Here is a 24,724-nt window from a genome sequence, read left to right on the forward strand (position 1 = left end):
CGCCCGGTGCCACCCCGGGCCGAGACCCCGGTCCCGCCGCTTCCCCCCCAGGATCGTCGGCGGGGCCGGTCACGCCTTCTCCAGCAACTCCAACACGACCCGTTCGATCTCCTCGCGCGGCGCGTCCCGGTCGACGGGCGCCACCACTCCGTCGTGGTAGAGGTCGACGACCCGCGGGTCCACGTAGGACGTCCGTGCCACCGTCGCGGTGTTGCCCAGCAGATCGGCCACCGCCCGCATCACCGCCGCCACCGCCCTGCGCCGGGCGGTGACCGAGCGGGCCGGATCGGCCGCGGCCAACTCGACGGCGGCGAGCACCGTGGCGTGCCAGGTACGGAAATCCTTGGCGGTCATCTCGCCACCACAGGCGTCGCGGAGGTAGCCGTTGACCTCGTCGCTGCGGACGTCACGCCACTCCCGGCCGTCCCAGTAGCCGAACAGCCGGTCGGCCCACCGGCGACGGCGACGCAGGTTGAGAAGCACCTCGCACAGCTCCGGGTCCTCGATCCGGCGCACCTGCTCGATGCCACCCTTGGCGGGGAACTCGAAGACCACGCAGCCGCCGCGTCGGCGAGCGTGCTCCGGGCGCAGGGTGGACACCCCGAACGTGGGGTCGTCGCCGGCCGCGTACTGGTCGCTGCCGACCCGGAACATCCCCATGTCGAGCAGACGGGCCACGGTGGCCAGCACCCGGTCCCGACCCAGCCCGCGCCCGCCGAGGTCCTGCCCCACCCGTTCCCGCAGCGCCGGCAGCCGCCGGGCCACCTCCAGCATGCGGTCGAACTTCGCCGCGTCCTGCTTCTCCCGCCACACCGGGTGGTAGACGTACTGCTTGCGGCCGGCCGCGTCGATGCCTGTCGCCTGGATGTGCCCGTTCGCGTGCGGCGCGATCCACACGTCCTGCCAGGCCGGCGGGATCACCAGCTCCCGCAGCCGCGTCAGGGTCGCAGGATCCCGCACGACCGCACCGCTCGGATCGACGAACGTCCAGCCCTTACCGCGTCGGCGTCGCCCGTAACCGGGCCGACCCGGGTCGCTACGCCGCAACCGCACCGGAGACCCGCACCGCCCTCTCCACCTCGTCCACGGCGGCGAGCACCTCGTCGAGGCGCAGTGCCGTCAATGTCGGGTGGCTTCCTACCCCGTCCCACCTGCGCCAATCCCCCGCACCGGCCCAGAGCGCCCGGTGTCGGGGCCGGTCCGGCGGCGGCCCCCACGCGCTCGGAGGCACCGGCCCGAACAGCACCACCGACGCGGTCCCGTACGCGGTGGCCAGGTGGGCCACGCCGGTGTCCCCGCTGACCACCAGCCGGGCGTCGGCGACAAGCGCCGCCAGCGCGCCGAGGTCGGTCCGGCCGGCCAGCACAGCGGCGGGGGCCAGGCCGGCCGCGTCGGCGACCCGGGTGGCCAGCGCGCGCTCGTCGGCCGAGCCGGTGACCAGCACCCGGTGCCCCCGGTCGGTGAGCGCACGGGCCAGCGCGGCGAACCGTTCGGCGGGCCACCGCTTGGCGGGGACCTTGCTGCCCGGATGCAGCACTGTGGCGCCGGCCGGCCGGCCTGTCGAGTCGGGCCGGCGCAGCCCGAGGTCGCCACGGTCGGTCGGGATGTCGTACCAGGACAGCAGCCGGCACCAACGGTCCACCTCGTGCTCGTCGTCGACCCACCGCGGGCCGTCGCCGAACCCGGCGTCGGCGTTCGCGAAGGCGACCAGCCGCCCCGGGCGGGCGGCGGCCAGCAGCCGGTGCGACTGCGGGCCGCGCCCGTGCAGGTTCACCGCGACCTGCGGGGCGGGGCCGGGCCAGGACGGCCCGTCCAATCCGGCGGTGTCCACCAGCCTGTCGACGCCCCCCACCAGGTCGACAAGCGGGGCCAGGCCGGCGGGCGCGGCGAGCGCCAGCTCCCGAGAGGGGTACGCGGCCCGCAGCGCCCGCAGCGCGGGCACCGCGGTGACCAGGTCGCCGACGCCGAGGGCGCGCAGCACGAGGATCACGGGTACGACGTCTCCTGCTCGGCGCAGACCACCATTTCGCGCACCGCGCAGCCGGGCGGCTGGTTGAGCGCGAACATGACCGCCGCAGCCGTGTCGACGGGATCGTTGAGGATGGCGTCCGGCCCCGGCCGGTACTGCGGGTCGCGCTCGTCGAAGAACGCGGTACGCATCCCACCGGGAATGAGCAGGGTGACCCCGACCTGGCCGGCCAGCTCGGCGGCCAGGGCACGGGTGAACCCGACCACGCCGAACTTCGCCGCGCAGTACGCCGTGGCGTCGCTGACCGCCTTGACCCCGAGGGTCGAGGCGACCGTGACGATGCGGCCCCGAGAGGTCAGCAGGAACGGCAGCGCGGCCCGGATCACCGCGGCGGTGGCCAGCAGGTCGACGGCGACGATGCGATCCCAGGTCTCCCCCGGCACGTCGGCGAGCCGACCCGGCACGTCCATGCCGGCGGCCGTGACCACCGCGTCCAGCCCTCCGGCCTGCTCCGCGAGGTGCTGGGTGGCCACCTCGGCGGCACGGGTGTCGCCGAGGTCGCACTCGGTCCAGGACACCCCGTCGACGGGCGGCTGCCGGTCCAGCACGAGCGGACGGCCACCGGAGGCGGCCACCGCCGCGACCACCGCCGCGCCGAGCCCGCTGGAGCCGCCGGTGACCAGGACGGTGGGCCCGGCACCGGACCTCGTGGCGGTCATCGGGTGCGCTCCCGTGTCGTCGACACCGGCGCGACGAGCCCGACCGGCTGCTGCGGTCGCCCGCCCGCGCCGGTACCACGGCCGCCGGCGGACCGGGCGATCAGATCGCTCGTGGAACGGCCGTCCAGGTACGGCACCACCACCGTGTTCCCGCCCCAGCGGCGCAGGACCTCCGCCTCGGGAAGCCCGACAGCGTCCGGGCCGCCTGTCGCGTAGTCGCCGCCCTTGACCCACACGTCCGGGCGCAGCCAGGACAGCACCGCCTCCGGCGTCGGCTCGTCGAAGACGAGGACGGCGTCGACGCAGCTCAGCGCGGCCAGCAGCCGGGCCCGATCTCCCTCGGCCAGCACCGGCCGGCCCGGCCCCTTCAACCCGGTCACGCTGCTGTCGGAGTTCACGCAGACGATCAGGCAGTCGCCGAGCTGCCGGGCTGCCTGCAGGGTGGCCAGGTGCCCGGCGTGCAGCAGGTCGAAGCAGCCTCCGGTCGCCACCACCGTGCCGCCGGCGCCCCGCACCTCGGCCAGCAGCGTGGCGACCGCCGCGACGCCCACCCGCTCGCCACCCGGGCCGGCGACTCCGTACGCGCTCCCCGGCCGGCGGTTCGTTTCCGCCCGCCGGACGGGTGGAAACGACTGCTCCGGTGGTGGCAGTGCCGTGGCCACTCCCCCACCCGCCACGTACGCGGACGCCTCGGCGACCGCCACCTGCACGGCCTCCGAGACCAGCGCGCCCTGGGCCAGCGCGAGACTGGCGGCGGCGGCGAACCGGTCACCCGCCCCGCAGGTGTCACCCTCGGCGCTTCCCGGGGTGGGCACCACAAGCGGCGTCGACCCGGCGTGGCAGAGCAGCGCGCCGTCACCGCCCAACGTCACCGCGACGGCGCCCGCCCGCCACCGCCGACGCAGGCCCTGCGCTCCCCGGGACGCGGTGGCCAGCCGGGACGCGCCGGGCAGCGCGGGGACCAGCTCGCGTACCTCCGACTCGTTCGGCGTGGCCAGGTGTACGCCGGGCACCGCCGCCGGACCGCGCGGGTGCGGGTCCCACACGACGGGCGCGCGGGTGGCGGCCAGCGCGGCGCGCAGCGCGGGCTGCCGGGCCACTCCCCGGCCGTAGTCGCTGACCAGCACCGCCGACGCCGCGGCGAGCACCCGCAGCACCTCGTCGGAGGGCTGGCCCGGCTCACCGGAGGCGCCGCCCCGGTCGTGGCGCAGCAGCACCCGGCCCCGGGCCCGCAGCCGGATCTTCTCCGGCGTCGCGCCGGACAGGCTCAGCGGGTACACCTGCACGCCGGCGGCGGCGAGCAGCGCACTGAGCCGGGCGCCCCCGGCGTCGTCGGCGAGGGCGGTGACCAGCACCACGTCGGCGCCCTGCGCGGCCGCGAAGACCGCCGCGAGGCCGGCGCCGCCGGGCCGGTCGACGGCGGAGGTCTCGTCGAGCACCGGCACCGGGGAGTCCGGGCAGAGGCGGCTCACCACCCCTTCCACGTCCCGGTCGAGCAGGGTGTCCCCGACCACCACCACGGGTCCCCTCACGCTGTCCTCCTCATCCTCACGCGTCGACCTGCTGTCCGGCCCCACCGTCGAGCACGACCTCGACTCCGGTCCGCACCGGACCGGACGCGAGCCGACCGGCCGGCGTCGGCTCGGCGGGCACGCGTACGGCACCGGCGGCGGCCAGCGCGGCGGGCAGTTCCTGTTCCAGGTACTCGCAGATCAGGTGGCTGGTGACGAGATGCAGCTCCTGGACGACCTGGCTGTCGGCCGACGACACGGCGAGCGCCTCGTCGCAGGCGTCGGCGAGAGGGTTGGGGGCGGGCCCGGTGAGCGCCCACGTGGTGAGGCCGGCATCGCGCCCGGCGTGCGCGGCGGTGAGCAGGTTCGGGCTGGTGCCGCTGGTGCTGAGCAGCAACAGGACGTCGCCGGGCCGGCCGTGGGCGCGGACCTGACGGGCGTAGACGTCGGCGTAGCCGTAGTCGTTGGCGATGGCTGTCACGGCGCTGGTCTCGGCGTGCAGGGCGATGGCCGACAGGGGCTGACGGTCGTCGTGCAGCTTCCCCACCAGCTCGGCAGTGAGGTGCTGAGCCTCGGCGGCGCTACCGCCGTTGCCGGCCACGAGCAGGCGTCCGCCTCCGACCAGCCGGTGCGCCAGGTCCGCGCCCCAGCGCGCCACCTGCGGTTCACAGCGGCGGTAGGGCGTCAGTGCCGCGGCGAGGTTGGTCAGGTGCGCGTCGAGCGGGCTGCCCGCCGGCATCAGGCCACCACCCGCGTCGGCCGGCGCACCGCGGCGACCTCGCCGTAGACCTCGGCCAGGCGTTCGGCGGCGACCGCCCACGAGTAGCGCGACCGGGCCCGTTCACGCGCCGCCGTGGCGTACCGGAAGCGGCGGATCCGGTCGTCGAGCAGCCGCTGGATCGCGGTGGCGAGGGCCTGCGGATCCCGGGCCGGCACGAGATCGCCTGTCGTGCCGTCGACCACCGTGTCGCGGATGCCGCCCACGGCGGTGCCGACGACAGGCACGCCGCACGCCATCGCCTCCAGCGGGGTCAACCCGAACGGCTCGTACCAGGGGGCGGCGACCAGCAGGTCCGCCGAGCGGTACCAGCGGCCCATCTCCTCCCGGGGCACCGCACCGACCAGGTGCACCCGGTCGGCGACCCCGCACGACTCGGCCAGGGCGCGCAGCCTCCGGGCGTACGGGTCGGTCTCGAGCAGCCCTTCGGGCGGGCCGCCGACCACGACGCACTCGGCGTCGGGCACCAGCGCCATCGCGCGGACCACGGTCTGGAAACCCTTGCGCTCGACCAGCCGGCCCACGGTCAGGATCCGGGCTCGGCCCGGCTCGCGGTCGGCGACCGGCCCGAGCGGGGCGAACGAGGCGAGGTTGACCCCGGAGGGCACGACTGTCATCCGGGACCGGGGCACCCCCATCCGGACCAGCTCGCCGACCTCGTCGCGGCACTGGGCGACCACCCGGTCCACCGACCGGCCCAACTCCCGCTCGTAGGAGATGCGCCGGGCCGGGCTGGTGTCCTGCACGCCCTGGTAGCGGCGCTTGACAGTGCCCAGCGCGTGGTACGTCTGCACCACCGGCACCCCGGTCTGCCGACCGGCGGTCAGCGCGGCCAGGCCACTCATCCAGAAGTGCGCGTGGATCACCTCGGGCGTCCAGTCCCCGCCCCGCCACCGCTCGACCAACCACCGGCTGAACTCCCGCATGTGCGGCAGCAGCGCGTCCTTCGCGACCGGTTCGGCCGGACCGGCAGGCACGTGCACCACGTCGTACCCGTCCGGGGCGCGCACGGTCACCGGCAGGTCGAGCGCGTCACGGCGGGTGTAGACCCGCACCTCGTGCCCGGCCGCGACGAGCGCGGCGGACAGCTCGGCGACGTGCGTGTTCTGGCCGCCGGCGTCCTCGCCTCCGAGGATGGCGAGCGGGCTGGCGTGCTCCGAGATCATCGCGATCCGCATACTTCCTCCTCCAGCAGCCGGTCCCAGTCAGCGAGGAAACGGTCGAGGCCGTACCTGTCGCGCGCGGCGGCCCGTGCCGCCACCCCGGCCTGACGTGCGGCCGCCGGCTCGGCGATGAACCGGCGGGCGGCGTCGAGCAGGGTGTCCATCCGGGTGGCGAGGGCTCCCGCCTCCGGTGGCACCGCGGTCACCGCCTCGGTGGTGGCGAGCGCGACGACAGGCATACCGATCGCCATCGCCTCGATGAGGCTGAGCCCGAGGGAGGTCCAGCGGCACAGGTGCAGGTACGCGCGCCGGCGGGCCAACTCGGCGTGCATCCGGTCCTGGGGCACGTCGTCGTGACTGGTGAGCCGGTCGGCGGGCAGCCCGAGGTGGTCGGCGAGGCCCGCCACGCCCATCCCGAACACGTCCAGCGGCGCGATCTCGGCGAACTGCGGCAGCAGGTCCGTGCCGGTGACCCGGCCCCGTCGCACCGGTTCGTTGATCACCACGGCGAGCCGGTCCAGTTCACCGGTGTACGACACGGCCGGCGCGACGATGCCGTGGTCGATCACGCGGGTGCGGGTCGCGCCGGTGTCCCAGAAGATCTGGTTGAACCCGGTGACGTGGGCGACGAGCAGGTCACCACGGTCGGCCATCGGGTGGCGGGTGTTCGGCACGTCCCCCTTGGGGGTGTTGTGCTCGACGTAGATGGCGGGGATGTCGCGCCCGGGACGACGCCCCAGCCACTGCTCGGCCAGGTCGATCTCCTCGGGGCGTTGCAGGATGACCAGGTCGACGTCGCTGCCGGGCAGGTCGTCGGGGGCCACCTCGACGGCGCTGTCCGGCCACGGGTAGGTGCGGGCCCGGCCGAGGCCGTACGGGCCACGGTCGGATGTGGTGGGGACCAGGTAGCGGTGGTTGCCGTGCACGAAGGACGTGGTCCAGGAGCCGTGCACGTGCCAGAGCAGGATGTTCATCGGATGCCACCGCCGCTGGGCACGAGCGTGCGTACCGCCTCGACCACCTCGGCCGGGTCGACGCCGCTGAGGCAGGGGTGCCCCGGGACCGGGCAGCTTGCCGCCCGGGTGTCCCGGCAGGGCGCGGCCGCGTCGCCGAGCCGAACGGTGGGCACCCGGTAGGGCCCCCACTGCCCGAAGGGGACCGTCGGCGCGAACAGGCTCACCACCGGCACCCCGGCCGCCGCGGCCAGGTGCGCGGGCCCGGTGTTGCCGACCACCACGACGGTGGCGTCGGCGACGAGCGCGGCCAGCCCGGCCAGGTCCGTCCGGCCGCCCAGGTCGGTGCCGCCCGCCGCCGCGACCCGGGCGGTGGCCGTACGCTCGTCCGGCCCGCCGGTGACCAGCACCCGATGCCCGGCGGCGGTCAGCGCCGCGGCGATCCGTACCGCCAGCTCGGTCGGGCAGGCACGGCTCGACGCGGCCGACCCGGGGTGCAGCACCACGTAGCCGGGGTCACCGGCAGCGGCCGGGCGGGACGCCACGGCGTCGTCCCGGAGCTTGAGCACGGGTTCGTCGCCGGCCGGCAGCCCGTAGCCGGCGGCGGCGGCGAGGGAGAGCGCCCGCTCGGGTTCGGGAACGCCCACCGGCACCCGGTGGCGGATGTCCACCAGGGAGCCCGGGTAGTCGTCGCTGATCGCGGCGATCCGGGTGATCCCGGCCATCCGCAGCAGCAGCGCGAGCGGCAGGGCGGACTGGTGAAACGAGGTGAAGACGACCGCCTCGTCCGCGCCGACGGCGGCGAGGCGGGCCGTCAGGTCCCGCATGGCGTCCGGGTCGACAGGCCCCGGCGCGGGGTCGATCCACGGCAGCGGATGCTCGATGATCTCGTCGATGCCGGGCAGCAACTCGGCGGCAGCGCGTCCGCGCGGGCCGCACAGCAGCACCACCCGCTGGGCGCCGGCCGCGACGGCGCGGATCGCCGGCCCGGTGACGAGCACGTCCCCGGCCGAGTCCGAGCGCACCACCAACGCCGTACCCGCCGGGCCGGCGGCCCGCGCGGGTTGCACGGCCCGCTGGCGGCGCAGGATCTCGTCCACCGCCGAGGGCAGGTCCGTTGCCACCCAGCCGGCGGCGGCGACCTCCTCCGGTCGGGTCACCGGGGTGGGCACCAGCACCCCTGCCGCCCCGGCGGCCAACGCGGCGCCCACGTCGCGGCCGATGTCGCCCACCAGCACGCAGCGCGAGGCGCTCGTGCCCAGCTCACGGGCGGCGGCGTACACCAGACCGGGCGCGGGTTTGCGGCAGTCGCATCCGTCGGAGTCGTCGTGCGGGCAGACCAGCCACGCGTCGAAGCCGCCCAGCAGCTCCTCCACTCGGGCGTGCACCGCCCGCATCTGCTCGGCGCTGAAATAGCCCCGGGCCAGGCCCGACTGGTTCGTCACCACCGCCAGGCGCAGCCCGGCGGCCCGCAACCGGTCCAGCGCCGCCCGCGCCCCCGGGACCGGGCGTACCTTCTCCGGGTCGCCGTTGTACGGCACATCCTCGATCAGGGTGCCGTCGCGGTCGAGCAGGACCGCGTCGTACAGGACGCCCCCGGTGGGTTCGGCAGGCCCGTGACCAGCCCGGCCAACACCGGCGTACACCCGGGCTGACCTGCGCTGATACGGATCCTCCTGGTCCTGTCGCACAGCCGGCGGGTTCCCGGCGCCCCGAGGAGTAAACGTCTGCTGCGGCGCCGTGGGCCAACGCCGCCGGCGGTGCCCCGGGTCGGCCTTACCCGCCGCTTCCGAGAAGCTAACCCGCCGGCCCGTTAGCCTCCGTCGGGACGAGGGTATGGGAGCCCAGTGGCGATAGTGGAGAAAGTGATCGACGCTCCCCCGCAGCAGGTGTTCGACGTGCTGGCCGACGGGTGGACGTACAGCGACTGGGTGGTCGGGACGGCGCACGTGCGCGACGTGGACGACGCCTGGCCGCGGGTGGGCAGCCAACTGCATCACCGGGCCGGGCCGTGGCCGTTCTCGTTGCAGGACGCGTCGACGGTGCTGGTCTGCGAGCCGCCGCACCGGCTGGTGCTGCGCGCCGGCCTGTGGCCGGCCGGCGAGGCGATCGTGGCGTTCACCCTGGAACCGGTCGACGGCGGCGCCACCCGCGTCCGCCTCGGGGAGGACTTCGCCGCGGGCCCGCTGCGCTGGGTCCGCAACAAGGCCAACGACCTGGTGCTGCACCTGCGCAACCGGGAGACGCTGGACCGGCTCTCCGACATCGCCGTCCGACGGAAGGTCTCTCAGTGACGCAGACCGACCCGGCCACCTGGCGGGACGCCTCACCGCGACGGTTCGCCGGGCTGCGCTGAGCGCGCCACCCCCAGCAGTCGGCCCGAGCGACGGGGAGCCTTTCAAGCCGGATCGGGTAACTGGCTACCCTCTCAGGTAGCCCTGTCCGCAAACCGAGGATGTCCGACATGATCCAGCCCGTCCAGCTGCCGTCGCCGTGGCGAGACGCACACCTGACAGTCGTCGTGCCCACCTACAACGAGGCGGGCAACCTTCCGGCGCTTGTCGAGCGGCTGCTCGCACTGCCGCTGCCCGGGCTACGCATCCTCGTCGCCGACGACAACTCCCCCGACGGCACCGGCGAGGTGGCCGACAAGCTGGCCATCGAGTATCCGGAGCGGATCGAGGTGATGCACCGGGCCGGCAAGGAGGGCCTGGGCCGGGCGTACGTCGACGGGATGAGCAAGGCTCTCGAGGGCGGCGCCGAGTTCGTCGCGCAGATGGACGCCGACCTGTCGCACCCGCCGGAGGCGCTGCCGGGGATGCTGGGCGCGCTGCTCTCCACCCAGGCCGGTGTGGTGATCGGCTCCCGGTACGTGCCCGGTGGTGAGCTGGACGAGAACTGGCCGCTGTACCGGCGCGCGCTCAGCGGATGGGCGAACCTCTACGTACACACGCTGCTGCGGGTACGCATCCGTGACCTGACCGCCGGCTTCAAGATCTGGCAGGCCGACGCGCTGAAGGACATCGGCCTGAACCGGGTGCAGTCCAACGGCTACAGCTTCCAGGTCGAGATGCACTACCTGGCCACCAAGCTGGGGCACACGATCCTCGAGGTCCCGATCCGCTTCGAGGAGCGGCGCGACGGCGTCTCCAAGATGACCACCGCGACCAAGGTCGAGAGCGCCCTGATGCCGTTCCGCCTGCGCAGCAAACACCGCAACATCACCAAGTGACTCCTCCGCCACCCTGTTGACCAAGAGGTGTGCGTCACCGGCGAGCCGGAATCTGACGCACACCTCTTGATCACCGAGGTGGGTCGGGTCAGGCGGGGTAGATCGTCCTGTGTGCGGTGGAGATGACCTTCGCGTAGGCGGCGCCCGTCAGGGCTCGGTCGCGGGCCAGGGCCGCGCGGGCCGCGTTCGCGCCCGGGGCGCCGTGCACCCCACCGCCCGGATGCGCCGACGAACTGGCCAGGAAGAGCCGGTCCACCGGGGTGTCCGCCCGACCCAGGCCGGGAATCGGGCGCAGGAACAGCTGCTGGTACGCGGCGGCGGTCCCCCCGCCGAGCGCGCCCCCGACCAGGCTTGGATCGCCCTTCTCCAAATCGGCGGGCCCGGCCACGTGCCGGCCCACGATGAGCTGCCGGAAGCCCGGGGCGGCCGCCTCCAGCACGTCCTCCATGCGCTGTACGTGCCCGGCGATCTCCTCGGCCCGCCAGTCCTGGCGGAACGGCAGATGGGTGTACGACCAGAGCGACTCGGTGCCCGGCGGTGAGTGGCTGGGGTCAGCCACGGACATCTGCCCGACCAGCAGGAACGGGTCGCGGGGCAGTTCGCCACGGGCCAGCTCGCCGGCGTAGCGGGTCAGCCCGTCGAGGTCCGCGCCGAGATGCACCGTGCCGGCGCCGGCGACCTCCCGGTTGGTCCACGGCACCGGGGCGGAGAGCGCCCAGTCCACCTTCAGCGTCGAGCCGTCCCACCGGAAGTGCGCCAGATCTTCCACGAGCCGCGACGGCAGAGCCGCCGCGCCGACGAGGTCGAGGTAGAGGGCCGGGGCCGGCACGTCGGCGAGCACCGCCCGACGGGCCCGCCACAACGCGCCGCCCTCGGTGCGGACGCCCATCGCCCGGCCGCGCGCGGTGAGCACCCGGTCGACACGCGCGCCGTAGAGGATGCGGCCCCCGCGTTGCTCCAGACGGGCCACCAGCGCGTTGGTGATCTGCCGCGCGCCGCCGTCGGGCACCGGCCAGCCGACCTGCTGGCCGAGCATGGCCAGCAGCCAGCCGTACACGCCGGAGCCGGCCTCCTCCGGGGACAGGTCGGTGTGCAGGGCGCACCCGGCCAGCAGCGCCGGCCCGCCCGGGCCGTCGAAGAGCTCGTCGCCGAGCTTGCGCACCGGCACCACGAGTCGCCGGGCCAGCCGTAGCGCGCCCGCGATCCGCAGCCGGCGCAGCAGGCCCAGCCCGCCTCGTACCGGCGGGAACGGAGAGGTGATCGCGGTCAGCATCGGCTCGGCCACGTCGAGCCAGTCGGTGTACGCGTTCAGCCAGCGCTTGCCGTCGCCCGGGGCGAACTGCTCCAGCGAGGCTGCCGTGACGTCGGGGTCCCGGTTGATCACCGCGGCCCGACCGTCGGGCAGCAGGTGTGCCAGCACGTCCGGGGCGTGCCGCCAGGAGAGCCCGTACGCGCCCAGGTCGAGGCCGTCCAGCACCGGCGAGGCGTACCCCAGGGGGTAGAACGAGCTGTAGAGGTCGCTCAGGTAGCCAGGTGCCGTCACCTCGGCGGACTGGACCGCGCCACCGGGCACGGCTGTCGCCTCCAGCACCACCACGTCCCACCCGGCGTCGACCAGCAGGTTCGCCGCGACGAGGCCGTTGTGCCCGGCTCCGACGACGACGGCGTCCGCGCTCTGCGCGCCGGTGGTAGTCACCCGATCCGCCTACCCGGCGCGCAACCGGGCGAAACGCGTTTGTCTCGCCGGGGCCGGGGCATCCACCGCCGCATGTATACGGTTACGCAGCTGGTGGGCGGGGTGTGGGGCGCGGGCGGCGCCGGCGGCGAGCTGGTCGTCCACGATCCGGCGGACGGCGAACCGGTCAGCTCGGTGCCCATCGCGACGGCCGACGAGGTCGACAAGGCGACCCAGTCGGCCCGGAACGCGGCTGCGCAGTGGGCGGCGACCGCGCCGGCGGAGCGGGCGGCGATGCTGCACCGCGCCGCGGACGCGGTCGCGGCGATCACCGATGAACTGGCGGCGGCGGTCACCGCGGAGATGGGCAAGCCACTCGCGGACGCCCGCGGTGGCGTCGAGGCGGGCATCGGCACCCTGCGACAGTACGCGGAGCTGGCCCCCCTGCGCGGCGGACGGACGCTGAACGGCGCACTCGATGCGGTGGACTTCCTGACTCCGCAGCCGCGGGGCGTGGTCGCCGCTCTCACCCCGTGGAACGACCCGGTGGCGGTCTCCTGCGGGCTGCTCGGCGCGGCACTGGTCACCGGCAACGTGGTGCTCTACAAACCCAGCGAGCGAACGCCGGCGACGGGCTGGCTGCTGACGCGGGCCCTGGACGGGGCGCTGCCGGCCGGCGTGCTGTCCCTGCTCACCGGCGGCGCGGAGGTCGGCGCGGCGCTTGCCGCGCAGGACGTGGACGTGGTCGCGCACGTCGGTTCCACGGCCACCGGGCGGACGATCGCCGCCGCCGCGGCGCGTACCGGCGCGAAGGTGCTGCTGGAGAACGGCGGCAGCGACCCGCTTGTCGTCGACGCGGGTGTCGACCCGGACTGGGCGGCGGAGCAGGCCGCGCTCGGCGCGTTCGCGAACGCCGGGCAGATCTGCGTGGCGGTGGAGCGCATCTACGTCCACCGGACGGTGGCCGACGACTTCGTGGCGGCGCTGGTGCGACGCGCCGGCGCCCTACGGGTCGGGCCGGGTCGCGACCCGGGCACCGAGCTGGGGCCGCTCGTCGACAGGCGGCACCGCGACCACGTGCACGGGCAGGTGAGCGCGGCGGTGGCGGCCGGCGCGCGGGTGCGTAGCGGCGGAGAGGTGCCGGACGGACCCGGGGCGTACTACCCGGCGACTGTGGTCACCGACTGCCGGCACGACATGGTGCTGGTGCGGGAGGAGACGTTCGGGCCGGTCGCCCCGGTGGTGGTGGTCGACTCCTTCGACGAGGCGTTGACCTGCGCCGCGGACTCCCCGTACGGGCTCGCCGCCACGGTGCTGACCGCGTCGATGAGCCACGCGCAGCGGGCCTGGCGGGAGCTGCCGGTGGGCACCGTGAAAGTCAACTCGGTGTTCGGCGGGGCGCCCGGCGGCGCCGCGCATCCGCGCCGGGCCAGCGGGCAGGGCTTCGGGTACGGCCCGGAGCTGCTGGACGAGTTCACGGCCACGAAGGCGGTGCACATCGAGGCGCCCGGCGGCGGGCGCTGGTGAGCGGTACGGGCGGACGCAGGGGTGGCGCGTCCGCCCGTACCACGCTGTGTGTGGGTCAGTCGCCGCGAGCCTTGCGGGTGGCCCGGTCGTTGGCCTTCTCGATGGCCGTGACCAGCTCCGGCTTGGTCATGCTCGACCGGCCGGGTACGTCCAGCCTGCGGGCCACCGACATGAGGTGGTCCTTGCTGGCCCTGGCGTCCACCCCACCGGCGGTGGGTGCGCGCCGCTCCGGGCCGCCGCCGGCGGCCTGGCTGTCGCTCGGGCCCTTGCGGCCCTTCGGCTCCCAGTGGTCGCCCACCTTCTCGAACTGGTGCTTCACCGCCGCGAAGGCGGTGCGGTGCGACCGCTCGCCCTCGCCGTAGGTCTCCACCGCCGAGTCGTGTGTCTTCTCCCAGGTGCGCTGCGCCTTGTCCGGAGAGCGCCGCAGCGTGCTGGGCAGGTCTTCGCGCCCGGGCATCTCGTCCTCCTCCGTGTCGACAGGGTGACTGTGAGGATTCCCCGCGGGTGCGACGGCAAACCAGAGCATCCTGCGGGCGGGCCGGCACACCGCGGCGGCGTCGGCGCCGGTTTGTCGATGTCCCGCTGTGGGTACCGGCCGGGCCAGGCCCGACCGGATGACCGGTCATCCGGTGGCCGGGGCACAGGGAGCGGGCATGACGACCACGGAGCCCGGTACGACGCGCGCCGGCACGCCGGGCGAGCGGGTGCCCCGGCGGATGCGACAGCTGAGCTGGCGGACGTGGCGCGGAGTGCTGGTCCGCAGCGTGCAGAACTTCGTCAACGACAACTGCTCCGACTGGGCCGCCGCGCTCACCTACTACGGGGTGCTGGCGCTCTTTCCGTCCGCCATCGTGGTGGTGGCCCTGGTCGGTCTGGTCTCCGACGGCGAGCGGACCCTGGACACGGTGGTCGACCTCGCCCGGCAGGTCGGTGCCGGCTCGGTGGTGGCCGAGAAGGACGGCGGCATGATCGGGGTGATCCGGGCCGTGGTGGTGCAGCAGAGCAACGTCAAGGTGCTGCTGAGCTTCGGTCTGCTCGGCGCGCTGTGGTCCGCGTCGGGCTTCATCGGGGCGTTCACCCGCGCCTCCAACGCGATCTACGGGGTGACCGAGGGTCGGCCGGTCTGGAAGCTGCGGCCGGTGCAGATCGGTCTGGCCGCGGTGACGTTGGTGCTGCTCGCGGTGGTCGCCCTCGCGCTGATCGTCAGCGGCCCGGTCACCGACGCGGTCGGCGACCTGATCCACGCCGGTGGCCTGGCCCGGACGGTGTGGAGCGTGGCGAAGTGGCCGGTGCTCGCCCTGGTCATGATGGTGCTGCTGTCCCTGCTGTTCTGGATCGCCCCGAACGTACGCCAGCCCCGCTTCCGCTGGCTCACTCCCGGCGGCGCGGTCGCCCTGGTCTCCTGGGCGGCGGTGTCCTTCGGCTTCGGCCTCTACGTGACCACCTTCGCCTCGTACAACACGACCTACGGCAGCCTGGGCGCGGCCATCGCGTTCCTGGTCTGGCTCTACCTGTCCAACTCCGCCCTGATGCTGGGCGTGCAGATCAACGCCGAGGTGCAGCGCGGCCGGCAGTTGCAGGCCGGCGATCCCGACCCGGAGGAGCCGGTGCTGCCGCCACGGAAGCCGGCCGATTCCTGAACGCCTGATGTCCGCCCGGATGTCCGGCGTCGGGGCCGGTTCGTGACGCGGTGCCGGTTTAGCGGCCGGGGTGCCGGGTAGCGCAGAAGGCATGGAGCGTGGCAACAGCAAGCACGGACCGAGGATCGACGAGCAGATGAGCCAGGAGGTCAGCGGCCTCATTCAGGGGCCGGGGACCGGCGGCTCTCGGGTCGACGAGTCCCGGGTGCCGGAACCGGCCGGCGAGGACCAACCGGAGACCACCACGGCCCCGGCGGGCGACCTGCGCACCGGCACGCCGCAGGGGATGAGTTCCACAGACGTCGAGCAGCGCAGCCGGCTCGGCCGGTTCATCTCGATGAGCGCGCTGCCGGGCGACCGACTGGTGCTCATCGCCAGCGCCCGCGAGAACGAGGCGCCGGACGACATCGTGGCGGCGCTGGAGCGGCTGCCCGAGGGCACCGAGTACCAGACGGTCTCCGAGGTGTGGGCGGCGCTCGGCCACAAGAACGAGACAACCCGCTGGTGAGCGGGATCGTCCCCCGATCCCATCCCCACCCGCGACTGAAGGAGGGTTCCTGATGAGTGGCGTTACCGAACACGTCGAGGTAGCCGTACCCGTCCGCACCGCGTACGACCAGTGGACGCAGTTCGAGGAGTTCCCCCAGTTCATGGAGGGCGTGCAGGAGGTCCGGCAGCTCTCCGAGACGATGACCCACTGGACGGTGGACATCGCCGGTGTGAAGCGTGAGTTCGACGCCGAGATCACCGAGCAGTTGCCCGACGAGCGGGTCGCCTGGCGTTCCACGGGCGGCACCCAGCAGGCGGGCGTGGTGACCTTCCACCGCCTGGACGAGGCCAAGACCCGGGTCACCCTCCAGCTCGAGTTCGAGCCGCACGGGGTGGTCGAGCAGGCCGGCGACAAGCTCGGCATCGTCGACAGGCGGGCCAAGGGCGACCTGGAGCGGTTCAAGACGTTCATCGAGCGGCGCGGTCAGGAGACCGGCGGCTGGCGTGGCCAGGTGGATCGCCCGCAGCCGTGACCTCGCACCGAACGACGATGGCCGCCGGATTCTCCGGCGGCCATCGTGGCGTTTCGGGCCGGCCGGCGCCCGTTTGCGATCATCGCGCCCGGGTACGGCTGTAGTCATGACGGACGACAGGGTGTGGCGCGACGAGGAACGGCTTCCGCTGGAGGAGTTGGAGCGCGCCGTGGCGGGCTCCAGCATCGACGGGCAGGCCGACGACGTGACCGGCAACGACGCCGGTGAGGAGGCGGCCTTCGGGCACGGGCCCGCAGCGGCCGACCGCGACGGTCAGGCCGAGGGCACCGCACGGGAGCCGACCGACCCCCAGCGCGCCTACCGCCCGTCGACGACCGGCCGGACCGGGCCGGACAACGGATAGTCCGCGTCGGACGCGGCGCTCCGGGCCTGGGCCGGCGCCTCGGCCGCCCCGGATCCGGTCCGCTCCGGCCCGGCGCCGGTCCGCCCCGGCCCACTGCTGGCCGCGTCGGTCTGCTCCGGCCCACTGCCGGCAGCGTCGGTCTGCTCCGGCCCACTGCCGGCCGCGTCGGTCCGCTCCGGCCCGCTTCCGGCGGCAGGCCGGCGGGCGCCCAGCTCGTAGAGCAGGATCAGCGCCAGCGCCAGCACCACCAGGGCCGGGCCGAGCACCTGCACGGACAGGTTGCTGATCAGCACGCCGAGCCCGCCGGGGACGAGCGCCGCGCCCAGACCGGAGGCGCCGATCTGGAGCCCAATGGCCCGGTCGGCGTGCGCTGCGCCGACCCGGTCGGCGGTGGTGAGGGTGAGCAAGGGAAACACCGGCGCGGCGGCGAAGCCGACCACGACCAGGCCGAGCACGGCCAGCGCGGCCGACCCGGGCACCGCGATCAGCGCCGCGCCGGCGGCCATGCCGCCCAGGCTGACCCGCAACACCAACCGCGGCCCCAGCCGCTCGGCCACCACGCCCTGCACCACCCGGCCGGCGAAGAGGCTGCCCCAGTACGCGGAGACACAGCCGCCCGCCACGGCACCGCTCAGACCGCGTCCCTGGGTGAGCAGCAGGAACGCCCAGAGCCCGGCGGACACCTCGATGGCCACGTACAGGGCGAAGGCCAGCGCCCCGGACCAGACCGCCGGCAGCCGCAGCGTGGCGAGAACGGGCACCCGGACCGCCGGAACGGCCCCGGTCGTCCCCGCGCCCGGCTCGGGAGCGCGGCGCTGCCAGGCGCGTACGGTGAGCGCGAACGCGCTGGCGAGGGCGAGTTGGGCGCCCGCCACGATGCCGTACCCCCACCGCCAGGCCAGCCCGGCGCTGAGCGCCGCCGTCATGATCAGTGGACCGATCGCCACGCCGAGGCCGAAGAAGGCGTGCAGCCAGTTCATGTGTCGCGGGCCGAAGGCACCGGCGGCGTACGCGTTGAGCCCGGAATCGACCGCGCCGGAGCCCAGCCCGAGCAGCAGCGCACAGCCCACGAGTACGGCCAGTCCGGGGCTCACGGCGTAACCGGTCAGCGCCAGGCTGGCCAGCAGGGTGCTGCCGGCGAGCAGCGCGCCCACGCCGACGCGGGCCAGCGTGAACCCGGCCAGCACGCTGGAGGCCAGATAGCCGACGGTGCCCGCGGTGAGCAGCAACCCGACCGTCTCGGTGGGTACGCCGAAGTCCGCCCGGATCGACGGCCAGCCGACGCCGAGCAGCCCGTCGGGCAGGCCGAGGCTGACGAACGCGAGATAGGCCAGCAGGAGCAGCGTGGCGCGGGGAGGCGCGGGCGGGGTCGACACGGGAAACCATCCTGCCGCAGCGCACTCTACCGGAGGTCGGTGCCGCACGTGCGTCGCGACAAGAACTGGTGTCCGGACGGTCGAAAAAGCGGACAGCTCAGCCAGAATCGGCCGATCGGGTGACGGCAATCGAGCCCGTTCGCGTAAGAATTTCGGGATGCATCAAGGCTCCGGAATCCTCTCCACGCGTCAGCGCCGCCTCGCCTGGCTCGGCTTCCTGCTCGCCGCGCTGCAGGCGCCCGTGTCGGCCTGGCTCGTCTCCGACGACTCCTGGCTGTTCAGCCTCTGCGTCGCGCTCATGGTGGCAACCGTGATCATCGCCGACGACGCCGCTCGGCGCCGGCCGGCCAACGCGACAGGGGACTAGCCGGCGCCGGCTGGCCGGGCCTCGTGTCCCGGCTGGCCCCGGGTACGGCGGCGCTCCTTCATCTCCGCCTCGTACAGGTGACGCCGCCCGCCCACCAACTCCTCGCGGGCCTGCCGGTCCAGCTCGCGGAACAACGCGTGGTAACCGTCGTCGAAGTCCTCGACGATCTGGAACGTCCAGCGGCCGGCGATCACGTTGCGGCCGAGCAGTTCGGTGTCGATCCGGTCGGCGAGGTGCGGATGTCCGGCGGCGCGGAACTGCTCCACGGCGTCGTCGAGCATCAGGTCGGCGTGCCCGATCAGCTGGTGCAGCGAGTACAGGTGCCCACGGGCCCGTTCCACGCACTCCAGCGCCTCGCTGAGCTTGCCCAGCGCCGCGACCGTCTCGTCGCTGACCCCCGCCGGCCGCCGGTGCCGCTCGTCCGGGCCGTCCGTCCGCTCCCCCATCATCACCCTCCGTGCTGGTATGCCGTCCCACCGGCGGCGCCCGTGCTCTGTGCCGCGCCGCACCGTTGCTCTCCTGCTGCCCCGTCTGTGCCGGATCAACCCTCGCGGCCAGCCCCGACTCGTCCAGTGGCCCAAGCGACACCCGCCGAGCGGCCGAGGTCGACCCGGTCACCTGTCGGTTAGCCTCGGTCACCATGCGTGTGCCGTACCACCTGGCCGCCAGCGGGACCGCCGTCGAGTCGGCGCGCTCCTCCCTGGCCGCCCTCACCGTCTCCGTGGGCACCGCCGGCCTCGCCGCCGCCGCCGCCCGTCCCGGGCTGCTGGCGCTCGTCGACCAGCACGCCGCCGCCGTCCGGGACAGCCTGGACGGCGACCGGCGGCCGTTGACCGCCGCGACGCTCGCCGGCTACGCCGAGGGGGTACGCGCGGCCGCCCTGGAGCACGGGTGGACGCCGCCGCGGGGCCCGGTGGACTGGAGCGAGCCGGAGTGGCCGCTCGCCCGGCTCGTCGCCGTCTGCGCGCTGGCCCGTTCGCTCGACCGCTCCTGACGGGCCGGTTACCCCGTACCACTCGCGACGCGGGGAGGGCGCCCGCGTAACGCGGACGCCCCCTCACGATCGTGCCGTGCGCCCCGCTACGGGCGGTACTGCTGGCTCTCGTCGGCCGCACCGGACTGGTACGTGCCGCGCCCACCGGACATCGTCGACTGCTCGTCGACCCGGGGCATGGCCTGGGTCCGGTCGCCGCCACGGTCGGCCATCTGCCGCTCCATGTCGCCGCGCCCGGCAGCGTTGGCGCGCCGGTGCTCCTGCACCGCCCGGGCTTCCTGGGCGGCCCGGTCGAGCCAACCGTCCCAGCGGTTCTGCATCGGCTTCACCAGACCACCGCCGACGCCGACGATCAGGATGCCGGCGACCGTGGCGAGCACCGCGATCAGCACCGGAGTGGTGACCGTGGTGGCGATACCCACCTGGTTCAGCGCGGCGATCACGCCGAGCGCGATGATGAAGATCGCCGTCAGGTCGGCCAGGACCTTGCCGTACGAGAGCCCGCCCAGCGCCCCGGTGACCAGATCCCGGGCTGCGTTGGCGATCGCGGCAGCGACCACCACGATGACGATCGCGATGAACGCACGCGGCAGCCAGGCCACCACACCGCTGATCAGGTCACTGATCGCGTTGGGCCCCCAGACTCCGAAGGCGAACTGCAGGGTGAACAGCAGGACGGCGTAGTACGCCAGCCTGGCCAGGATGTCGCTGGCGTCGTACTTCGTTCTCTCCAGTGCCCGTTTGATGCCTCCGCGTTCGACCGCCTGGTCGAAGCGCACCCGTTCCAGCACCGCATCCACGATCTTGAGGACCGCTCTGGCGATGAGCCAGCCGACCACGAGGATGACGATGAAGGCCACTGCCTTCGGGATGAAGAGCAGCACCGACCTCCAGGTGTCGGCGATGGCATCGCCGATGTCGGCCTGCCGAACCGCGAGGGTTTTCAGCATGATGTCCCTCCTGTCGCATGGACTGCGCCGGGCGCATACCCGGCCACCGGTACGGCAGTCCGCGCGGCTCGCTGCCATTTTTCCGACAAGTCGACCAACAGGGGCCTTGACCTGCCCGAACAGTCACCGCGCCGGGGTCGGCCGCGACCCGTGCACGCGATCGGATGCGGCTGACCGGCGGCCGGCTAGGCTGCGAACATGCCAGGAACGGTCGGGCGAGTCCCCACGCCAGCAATTCCGGTCCCCGGCGCATCCACCGGGCCCGGTGCGGCCGCCGCGCTCGCCCACGACTGGTCCGCCACCGCACTCGGCCCGCGCGAGAGGTGGGATCCGGCGGTCCGGGCCGTGGTCGAGCTGATCCTCGCCTCGCCGATGCCGATGGCCCTGGCGTACGGCGACGACCTCGTCCTGCTCTACAACGACGGCTATGCCGAGTTGCTGGGGAGCAAACATCCGGCAGCCCTGGGCCGACCGGCCGCCGAGGTGTACGCCGAGGTCTGGGCGCTGCCCGGCTTCGGTGACGTGATCGAGCGCGCCTACCGGGAGGGTGTGCCGTTCCTGGAGAGGGAGTCCACGCTCCCCCTGATCCGGGACAGCTCCGGGGTGGTCGAGCCTGTCGTCTTCACCCGCGGGCACTCCGCCGTCCGGGACAGCACCGGGCGGATCGTGGGGATCCTGACGGTGGCCGCCGAGACCACCCACGTGACGGAGCAGTTGCAGAGTCTCAGCGAGGTCGCCGCCGCGCTCGCCGGCACCCTCACCCTCGACGACGTGGCTCGGGTGGCGCTGCGCCACACCATCACCACGTTCGACGCCGACCGGGTCGCCTTCGTGGTCGACGAGGGTGGCGGCGGCTGGCGGATGGTGCGCCGGGTCCGTGGCGAGCTGATGGACGAGGCCGACGAACGCTTGCCGCCGCTGTGGCGGCGGGCCCCGGCGGACTGGTCGAGCCCGGTCGCGCTCGCGGCCCGCTCGGGCGAGCCGTCGTTCACCCGCGACGGGCAGCCGCTGCGCGAGACGGCAGTGGACCGCCACGACCAGAAGATCCGGTCGATGGCCGTGTTGCCGCTGGGCACGTCGGTTGTCCGGGGTGGGTTGACTGTCGGTTACCAGGCGCCGCACTCCTGGTCGGCCGCCGATCGGGCACTGCTGGCCGCCTCGGCGGAGCTGATCGGTCAGGCGGCGGAACGGGCCCGGCGGTTCGAGACCCAGCACGGCACCGCCCAACTGCTGCAACGCAGCATGCTGCCGGAACACCTCCCCGACCTGCCCCGGCTGCGCATCGCGGCCCGCTACGACCCGGGTGTGGACGGCAACGCGGCGGGCGGCGACTTCTACGACGCGTTCCTGCTGCCCACCGGCGCGCTGGGCGTGGTGTTGGGTGACGTCGCCGGGCACGACGTGCAGGCCGCCGCGCGGATGGGGCAGGTGCGGGCGGCACTGCGGGCGCTGGCCCTGGCCGACCCCGCGCCGGACGCGGTGCTGGCCGGGCTGGACCGGCTGGTGACCAGCCTCGGCGCGGAGGCCGGCACCCTCGAACTGTTCGCCACCGTGGCGTTCGGGGTCATCGACGCCGAACGGCGGGAGTTGACCTTGGCCAGCGCCGGTCATCCCGCCCCGCTGATCCGCCGCAGCGCCCCGGACGGCCGGTCGCACGCCGAGTACGTGGACCTGCCGGCCGGTCCCCCGCTGGGGCTGGGTGGGCGCCCGACCACCGTCACCGTCGCGTTCCCGCCCGGCGACACCCTGCTGTTGTTCAGCGACGGGGTGGTGGAGCGCCGGCGGCAGAGCCTCACCGCAGGCCTGGACACCCTCGGCGACGCGGTCGCCAAGGCCGGCACCAGTGATCCCCGTGCCCTCTGCGCCGTGGCCACCGCCGCGGTGTCCGGCGGCACCGAGGACGACGTGGCCGTGCTGGCGGTCGAGCACGCGCTCAAGCCGAGCCGGTCGACGGCGATGGAGGTGCCTGCCGAGCCGACCGCGCCCAGCCGGGTCCGGCACTGGATGACCGGCCAGCTCACCGAGTGGCAGGTGCCCGAGTCGGTGATCGGCGCGGCGGTGCTGTGCACGAGCGAGCTGACCACAAACGCGCTGCTGCACGCCGGCACGGCCGCCCGCGTGGAGATCGACCTCAGCCCGGAGCGGCTGCTGGTCTCGGTCGCCGACTCCGGCACCCGGGGCACCGTGACCCGGACGCGCACCGACACGTTGAGCAGTCGCGGGCGCGGGTTGGGCCTGATCGAGGAGCTGAGCGACGCGTGGGGCACCGACCCGTCGGTGCGCGGGTCCACGGTCTGGTTCGAGATTCTCGTTCCGCGGTCCGAGCCCGGCTGAGGTCGTCCGGCCTCGGCGAGCGCGGACGAATCAGCCGGCCGCAGACCGGGTAGGAGTGCGCTCATGGCCACCGAACAACCCCATGGGGTCCTCTTCGACATCGACGGAACGCTCGTCGACACCACCTACCTGCACACGGTGAGCTGGTGGGAGGCGCTACGCCAGGCCGACCACCGGGTGCCGATGGCGACCGTGCACCGCTCGATCGGGATGGGCTCGGACAAGCTGCTGGACCACCTGCTCGGCCCGGAACGCGACCGCGATGACGACCCGAAGCTGCGCGAGGCGCACGACACCCTCTACACCGAGTACTGGGAACGGCTGACTCCGCTGCCCGGGGCGCGGGACCTGCTGCGCGCGTGCGCCGAGCGGGGGCTGCGGGTGGTGCTCGCCACCTCCGCAGCCGAGCACGAGGTGGGCGCGCTGCGTCGGGCCCTGAACGCCGACGACGTGGTGGACACCGTCACGTCGTCGGCGGACGCGCGGGAGAGCAAGCCGGCACCGGACATTCTCGAAGCGGCGCTGGAGCAGTCCGGGCTGGCCGCCGAGCGTGTCGTCTTCGTCGGCGACTCGGTCTGGGACGTCGCCGCGGCTGGCAAGCTGAACATCCCCTGCGTCGGGTTGACCTGCGGCGGCACCAGCCGGGGGGAACTCGCCGGCGCCGGCGCGGTGGCGGTCTACGACGACCCGGCCGCGCTCCTGGCCGAGCTGGCGGATTCCCCGCTCGCCCGGCCGAGGTGAGGCTCACTCCGGTTCACCACGCCGCGCACGCATAGCCGGAAGTCTTCCGGGGCATGGTCTGTGGCCACCTGCCCGCATCGCGCGGGTGCGGCGAGAGGTGGTGTTCGTGGAGCCGGTAGACGTCGCGTTCGCGCTGGTGGGAGTGGGCGCTCTGCTCGCGGGCATCCTGCCCCGGGTGTTGGAGCACCGTCCGCTGTCCATGCCGATCGCGTTCCTCGCCCTCGGCATGCTGGTCTTCCTCCTGCCGATCGGGCTGCCGACACCGGACCCGCTGGCTCATCCCGAGCTGACCACCCACCTGACCGAGATCGGGGTGATCGTCGCCCTGATGGGCGCCGGGTTGAAGATCGACAGGCCGTTGAGCTGGGCCCGGTGGTCGTCCACCTGGCGACTGCTGGCCATCGCGATGCCACTGTGCATCGCGGCGGTGGCGCTGCTCGGGTGGTGGTGGGCCGGTCTGGTGCCGGCCGCGGCGCTGCTGTTGGGTGCCGCGCTGGCACCGACCGATCCGGTTCTCGCCGCCGACGTGCAGGTCGGCGAGCCGACCGACGTGGAGGATTCCGAGGACGAGGTCCGCTTCGCCCTGACCTCGGAGGCGGGCCTCAACGACGGGCTGGCGTTCCCGTTCGTCTACGCGGCCGTCGCGATCGCCTCGACCAGCCTCGCCCCGCACGCGTGGCTGGCGGAGTGGTTCACCGTCGACGTGCTCTGGAAGGTGGGCGTCGGTGTGGGCGGCGGCCTGCTCATCGGCTGGCTGCTCGGCAAGCTGTTCTTCCGGGCACCCAGCGAGCTCCGGCTGGCCCGGCACGCCGAGGGTTTCCTGGCGCTGGCCGCCACCTTCCTGGCCTACGGGCTGGTGGAGGTGGCCGGCGGGTACGGCTTCCTGGCGGTGTTCGTGGCCGCGCGGGCCATCCGGGCCGCCGAACGGACCCACGAGTTCCACTCGGTGCTGCACGACTTCGCCGAGCAGGTCGAGCGGCTGCTCACCCTGGTGCTGTTGCTGCTGCTCGGTGGCGCGATCGTGGGCGGCCTGCTCGGCCCGCTGACCTGGCCGGCGGCGGCCGTCGGGCTGGCGCTGGTCTTCCTGGTCCGCCCGGCCTTCGGCTGGTTGTCGCTGCGCGGTGCGCCCGGCCGTCCGGCCGAACACTGGGTGATCTCGCTGTTCGGCATCCGCGGCGTGGGCTCGTTCTACTACCTGGCGTACGCCACCACGAAGGCGGACTTTCCGCAGGCGGAGCTGCTGTGGGCCACCGTCGGGCTGGTGGTGCTCGTCTCCGTGGTGGTGCACGGCGTGGCGGCGACCCCGGTCATGCAGTTGCTGGACCGGGAGGGTGAGCGGACCGAGGACCCGTCCGAACGGGAGGCCCAGCCGGTCGCCGCCGGTGGGCGCTCCTGAGGAGTGGGCAGCG

At 74.0% G+C, this 24,724-nt stretch carries 25 protein-coding genes; 12 read left to right on the forward strand and 13 right to left on the reverse strand.

The window, feature by feature from the left end; genetic code table 11:
• Positions 1–69: 69 nt before the first annotated feature.
• The 8 genes from AB0K10_RS25610 to AB0K10_RS25645 are packed head-to-tail and all read right to left on the reverse strand — an operon-like array spanning position 70 to position 8,739.
• Positions 70–1,053 (reverse strand): DNA topoisomerase IB, encoded by a 984-nt coding sequence (locus AB0K10_RS25610; RefSeq protein WP_363687457.1) that lies wholly within the window; start codon positions 1,051–1,053, stop codon positions 70–72.
• Complete coding sequence (locus tag AB0K10_RS25615) at positions 1,037–1,990, reverse strand: glycosyltransferase family 9 protein (RefSeq protein ID WP_363687459.1); 954 nt, start codon at positions 1,988–1,990, stop codon at positions 1,037–1,039. The genes AB0K10_RS25610 and AB0K10_RS25615 overlap by 17 nt, the downstream gene beginning before the upstream one ends.
• Positions 1,987–2,688, reverse strand: coding sequence for an SDR family oxidoreductase (locus AB0K10_RS25620; protein ID WP_363687461.1), 702 nt, complete (start codon positions 2,686–2,688; stop codon positions 1,987–1,989). Before AB0K10_RS25620 ends, AB0K10_RS25615 begins: the two co-directional genes overlap by 4 nt.
• Complete coding sequence (locus AB0K10_RS25625) at positions 2,685–4,220, reverse strand: PfkB family carbohydrate kinase (protein ID WP_363687463.1); 1,536 nt, start codon at positions 4,218–4,220, stop codon at positions 2,685–2,687. The genes AB0K10_RS25620 and AB0K10_RS25625 overlap by 4 nt, the downstream gene beginning before the upstream one ends.
• A gap of 16 nt (positions 4,221–4,236) precedes the next feature.
• Positions 4,237–4,941 carry an SIS domain-containing protein gene (locus AB0K10_RS25630; protein ID WP_363687675.1) on the reverse strand — a complete coding sequence of 235 codons (705 nt, stop codon included), beginning with the start codon at positions 4,939–4,941 and terminating at the stop codon, positions 4,237–4,239.
• The gene (locus AB0K10_RS25635; RefSeq protein WP_363687465.1) at positions 4,938–6,155 is read right to left on the reverse strand and encodes a glycosyltransferase; all 1,218 of its coding nucleotides are present in this window, start codon (positions 6,153–6,155) and stop codon (positions 4,938–4,940) included. Before AB0K10_RS25635 ends, AB0K10_RS25630 begins: the two co-directional genes overlap by 4 nt.
• Positions 6,140–7,114 carry a glycosyltransferase gene (locus tag AB0K10_RS25640; protein ID WP_363687467.1) on the reverse strand — a complete coding sequence of 325 codons (975 nt, stop codon included), beginning with the start codon at positions 7,112–7,114 and terminating at the stop codon, positions 6,140–6,142. The genes AB0K10_RS25635 and AB0K10_RS25640 overlap by 16 nt, the downstream gene beginning before the upstream one ends.
• Entirely contained in the window at positions 7,111–8,739 is a 1,629-nt protein-coding gene (locus tag AB0K10_RS25645) for an HAD-IIIA family hydrolase (RefSeq protein ID WP_363687469.1), read from the reverse strand. Before AB0K10_RS25645 ends, AB0K10_RS25640 begins: the two co-directional genes overlap by 4 nt.
• Positions 8,740–8,940: 201 nt before the next feature.
• Here AB0K10_RS25645 and AB0K10_RS25650 point away from each other — a divergent pair, with 201 nt between their 5' ends.
• Together AB0K10_RS25650 and AB0K10_RS25655 are read left to right on the forward strand one after the other, a co-directional pair.
• Entirely contained in the window at positions 8,941–9,387 is a 447-nt protein-coding gene (locus AB0K10_RS25650; RefSeq protein ID WP_363687471.1) for an SRPBCC family protein, read from the forward strand.
• A gap of 170 nt (positions 9,388–9,557) precedes the next feature.
• The gene (locus AB0K10_RS25655; protein ID WP_363687473.1) at positions 9,558–10,325 is read left to right on the forward strand and encodes a polyprenol monophosphomannose synthase; all 768 of its coding nucleotides are present in this window, start codon (positions 9,558–9,560) and stop codon (positions 10,323–10,325) included.
• An 88-nt stretch (positions 10,326–10,413) separates the two neighbouring features.
• Here AB0K10_RS25655 and AB0K10_RS25660 read toward each other — a convergent pair whose 3' ends face one another.
• A complete protein-coding gene (locus AB0K10_RS25660) occupies positions 10,414–12,021 on the reverse strand; it encodes an NAD(P)/FAD-dependent oxidoreductase (RefSeq protein ID WP_363687475.1) in 1,608 nt (535 codons plus the stop codon).
• Between the two features lie 72 nt (positions 12,022–12,093).
• Here AB0K10_RS25660 and AB0K10_RS25665 point away from each other — a divergent pair, with 72 nt between their 5' ends.
• Positions 12,094–13,527, forward strand: coding sequence for an aldehyde dehydrogenase family protein (locus AB0K10_RS25665; protein WP_363687477.1), 1,434 nt, complete (start codon positions 12,094–12,096; stop codon positions 13,525–13,527).
• A 55-nt stretch (positions 13,528–13,582) separates the two neighbouring features.
• On the opposite strand, the gene AB0K10_RS25670 is transcribed toward AB0K10_RS25665, so the two are convergent.
• Entirely contained in the window at positions 13,583–13,984 is a 402-nt protein-coding gene (locus AB0K10_RS25670; RefSeq protein ID WP_363687479.1) for a ChaB family protein, read from the reverse strand.
• Between the two features lie 196 nt (positions 13,985–14,180).
• Between AB0K10_RS25670 and AB0K10_RS25675 the strand changes: the two genes are divergently transcribed.
• The 4 genes from AB0K10_RS25675 to AB0K10_RS25690 all read left to right on the forward strand — a co-directional run bounded on the left by AB0K10_RS25675 (position 14,181) and on the right by AB0K10_RS25690 (position 16,553).
• The gene (locus tag AB0K10_RS25675) at positions 14,181–15,167 is read left to right on the forward strand and encodes a YihY/virulence factor BrkB family protein (RefSeq protein WP_363687481.1); all 987 of its coding nucleotides are present in this window, start codon (positions 14,181–14,183) and stop codon (positions 15,165–15,167) included.
• A 91-nt stretch (positions 15,168–15,258) separates the two neighbouring features.
• Positions 15,259–15,675 carry a DUF2795 domain-containing protein gene (locus tag AB0K10_RS25680; protein WP_363687483.1) on the forward strand — a complete coding sequence of 139 codons (417 nt, stop codon included), beginning with the start codon at positions 15,259–15,261 and terminating at the stop codon, positions 15,673–15,675.
• 52 nt (positions 15,676–15,727) lie between these two features.
• A complete protein-coding gene (locus AB0K10_RS25685; RefSeq protein ID WP_363687485.1) occupies positions 15,728–16,189 on the forward strand; it encodes an SRPBCC family protein in 462 nt (153 codons plus the stop codon).
• Positions 16,190–16,295: 106 nt separating this feature from the next.
• A complete protein-coding gene (locus tag AB0K10_RS25690; RefSeq protein ID WP_363687487.1) occupies positions 16,296–16,553 on the forward strand; it encodes a hypothetical protein in 258 nt (85 codons plus the stop codon).
• On the opposite strand, the gene AB0K10_RS25695 is transcribed toward AB0K10_RS25690, so the two are convergent.
• Positions 16,508–17,929 (reverse strand): MFS transporter, encoded by a 1,422-nt coding sequence (locus AB0K10_RS25695; RefSeq protein ID WP_363687489.1) that lies wholly within the window; start codon positions 17,927–17,929, stop codon positions 16,508–16,510. The two genes, AB0K10_RS25690 and AB0K10_RS25695, sit on opposite strands and share 46 nt — an antisense overlap.
• A 157-nt stretch (positions 17,930–18,086) precedes the next feature.
• Here AB0K10_RS25695 and AB0K10_RS25700 point away from each other — a divergent pair, with 157 nt between their 5' ends.
• Positions 18,087–18,296, forward strand: a complete 210-nt coding sequence (locus AB0K10_RS25700) for a hypothetical protein (protein ID WP_039905880.1) — start codon at positions 18,087–18,089, stop codon at positions 18,294–18,296.
• Here the strand turns inward: AB0K10_RS25700 and AB0K10_RS25705 are convergent.
• Positions 18,293–18,742 (reverse strand): hypothetical protein, encoded by a 450-nt coding sequence (locus tag AB0K10_RS25705; RefSeq protein WP_363687491.1) that lies wholly within the window; start codon positions 18,740–18,742, stop codon positions 18,293–18,295. The genes AB0K10_RS25700 and AB0K10_RS25705 overlap by 4 nt on opposite strands.
• Before the next feature lie 194 nt (positions 18,743–18,936).
• Between AB0K10_RS25705 and AB0K10_RS25710 the strand changes: the two genes are divergently transcribed.
• Complete coding sequence (locus AB0K10_RS25710) at positions 18,937–19,290, forward strand: DUF6401 family natural product biosynthesis protein (protein WP_363687493.1); 354 nt, start codon at positions 18,937–18,939, stop codon at positions 19,288–19,290.
• Positions 19,291–19,376: 86 nt separating this feature from the next.
• Here the strand turns inward: AB0K10_RS25710 and AB0K10_RS25715 are convergent, their stop codons facing one another.
• Positions 19,377–20,240 (reverse strand): hypothetical protein, encoded by an 864-nt coding sequence (locus AB0K10_RS25715; RefSeq protein ID WP_363687495.1) that lies wholly within the window; start codon positions 20,238–20,240, stop codon positions 19,377–19,379.
• A 198-nt stretch (positions 20,241–20,438) separates the two neighbouring features.
• Here AB0K10_RS25715 and AB0K10_RS25720 point away from each other — a divergent pair, with 198 nt between their 5' ends.
• The 3 genes from AB0K10_RS25720 to AB0K10_RS25730 all read left to right on the forward strand — a co-directional run bounded on the left by AB0K10_RS25720 (position 20,439) and on the right by AB0K10_RS25730 (position 24,711).
• Positions 20,439–22,574 carry a SpoIIE family protein phosphatase gene (locus AB0K10_RS25720; RefSeq protein WP_363687497.1) on the forward strand — a complete coding sequence of 712 codons (2,136 nt, stop codon included), beginning with the start codon at positions 20,439–20,441 and terminating at the stop codon, positions 22,572–22,574.
• 63 nt (positions 22,575–22,637) lie between these two features.
• Positions 22,638–23,315, forward strand: a complete 678-nt coding sequence (locus AB0K10_RS25725; protein ID WP_363687499.1) for an HAD family hydrolase — start codon at positions 22,638–22,640, stop codon at positions 23,313–23,315.
• Positions 23,316–23,421: 106 nt separating this feature from the next.
• Complete coding sequence (locus AB0K10_RS25730) at positions 23,422–24,711, forward strand: cation:proton antiporter (RefSeq protein WP_363687501.1); 1,290 nt, start codon at positions 23,422–23,424, stop codon at positions 24,709–24,711.
• Positions 24,712–24,724 lie beyond the last annotated feature (13 nt).

It is taken from the genome of Micromonospora sp. NPDC049274, from assembly GCF_040678875.1.
In the GTDB taxonomy this organism is placed as follows: domain Bacteria; phylum Actinomycetota; class Actinomycetes; order Mycobacteriales; family Micromonosporaceae; genus Micromonospora.